Source organism: Corallococcus llansteffanensis (genome assembly GCF_003612055.1).
Classification (GTDB): domain Bacteria; phylum Myxococcota; class Myxococcia; order Myxococcales; family Myxococcaceae; genus Corallococcus; species Corallococcus llansteffanensis.
Genome location: NZ_RAWB01000982.1, coordinates 1 through 1707, shown reverse-complemented (window position 1 = coordinate 1707; position 1707 = coordinate 1). Strand labels below are relative to the sequence as shown.

Sequence of the window (1707 nt, the reverse complement as noted above, 5' to 3'; positions counted from 1 at the left end):
TCCGGGTACTCCGCCACGTAGGCGTCATAGGTCGGGTACAGCTTCAGGAACACCTTGTCCCAGTAGTCCAGCCCCGCCCGCTTGAGGTTCCGGTCGTCGATGGAGAACCCCAGGGGCTCCACCAGGATGAGCCGGCAGCCCGTCACCGCGCACAGCCGGGCCACGTTGCCGGTGTTGGGCGGAATCTGGGGGGACACGAGGACCAGGTGCAGGGGGGACGCCAGGGGCTCAAGCATGGGATAGAACACGGGACATGCACTGGAGGGTGACCAACGAAACGCGGCAGCGGCTGCTCGCGGACCGCGCCGAACGGGCCGAGTCCTTCGTCCAGCGCTTCCAGGGCCTCATGGGCCGCGCCTCGCTGCCGATGGGGGCCGGGATGCACATCGCGCCCTGCAACTCCATCCACACGTTCTTCATGCGCATCCCCATCGACGTCGCCTTCCTGGACGCGGAAGGGCACATCGTCAAGCAACTGTCCGCCCTTCCCCCCTGGCGCGCCACCTCCCTCTACCGCCGGGCGAAGTCCGTCCTGGAGCTGCCCGCGGGCGTCCTCACGGCCAGCGGCACCCAGGAGGGCGACCGGCTGCTCTTCGCTCCGGCCGAGCCGGCGGAGACCGTCAGCTCCTGAAAAGCCGCCTCCCGCCTGCCCGCACCCGGAGGGTGGGGGCACCTCATCAGCACGAGCTTTTTGACCCCTTTTGCAGCGCTTTGTTAACGTCGCGCCCCGGTTTTCACGCCTCCCCCGGAAGAGTCCCAACGCATGCGCATCGAGGTCGCCGGCAGCACCCACGTCGGGATGAAGCGGAACCACAACGAGGACAACTACCTCGTGCTCGCCGAGGAGAACCTCGTGGTCGTGGCGGACGGCATGGGCGGTCACTCGTCCGGAGAGATCGCCAGCCGCATCGCGGTGGACGAGCTGGGCGAGTTCTTCCGCATGACGTCCAAGGACCAGGACGCCACCTGGCCGTTCAAGATGGACAAGCAGCGCAACTACGATGAGAACCGGCTGTCCACCGGCATCAAGCTGGCGAACGCCCGCATCTTCGAGCGCGCCACCGTGGACACCAAGTACAAGGGCATGGGCACCACCATCGTGTCCGTGCACTTCAGCGATACCGCGGCCTACGTGGGCCACGTGGGCGACAGCCGCGTGTACTTCTTCCGCGGCGGCATGCTCCAGCAGGTGACGGAGGACCACTCGCTGCTCAACGACTACCTCAAGGCGAAGAAGCTCACGCCGGAGGAGATCGAAAACTTCCCCCACAAGAACGTCATCGTCCGCGCGCTGGGGATGAAGGAGCAGGTGCAGGTGGACGTCACCCGCGTGGATCCGCTGGAGAACGACGTCTTCCTGCTGTGCTCGGACGGCCTGAGCGGTATGGTCACCGACGCGCAGATGCAGGACATCCTGTCGCGCACGCCGGAGCTGGAGAAGGCGTGCGGCCAGCTCATCGACCTGGCCAACGCGGCGGGCGGCAACGACAACGTCACCTGCGTGCTGGCGCGCTGGCACAACGCCTGAGCAGGAGGCCCGTCGCCACGGGCCTCCCGGACATCCCGCCCGGAAGGCTCAGCGCCCCGTCAGCGGCGCGGGCACCCGGTGCGGGCCCCACGCGAGCACCTCGGTGAGCACCTCGCCGGGCGTCACCTGCGTCTCCTCGAACACGGCGCAGCGCTCCAGCCGGGCGCCCTGCCCCACCC

The 1707-nt window shown here is 68.0% G+C and carries 3 protein-coding genes; 2 read left to right on the top strand and 1 reads right to left on the bottom strand.

Annotation, left to right across the window (positions count from 1 at the left end; all coding sequences use genetic code 11):
• Window positions 1-236: tRNA (cytidine(34)-2'-O)-methyltransferase (locus tag D7V93_RS42675; protein WP_147451668.1), on the bottom strand; the 236-nt coding region annotated here is incomplete at its 3' end.
• 17 nt (window positions 237-253) lie between these two features.
• On the opposite strand from D7V93_RS42675, the gene D7V93_RS42670 reads away from it, so the two are divergent.
• The gene (locus D7V93_RS42670; RefSeq protein ID WP_120648640.1) at window positions 254-631 is read left to right on the top strand and encodes a DUF192 domain-containing protein; all 378 of its coding nucleotides are present in this window, start codon (window positions 254-256) and stop codon (window positions 629-631) included.
• 132 nt (window positions 632-763) lie between these two features.
• Window positions 764-1528: a Stp1/IreP family PP2C-type Ser/Thr phosphatase gene (locus tag D7V93_RS42665; RefSeq protein ID WP_120615514.1), complete on the top strand. Its 765-nt coding sequence runs from the start codon at window positions 764-766 to the stop codon at window positions 1526-1528.
• Window positions 1529-1707: the final 179 nt, after the last annotated feature.

Coding starts and splice junctions, on each gene's coding strand:
- D7V93_RS42670 (WP_120648640.1), top strand. CDS start 254: ATGCACTGGAGGGTGACCAACGAAACGCGGCAGCGGCTGCTCGCGGAC.
- D7V93_RS42665 (WP_120615514.1), top strand. CDS start 764: ATGCGCATCGAGGTCGCCGGCAGCACCCACGTCGGGATGAAGCGGAAC.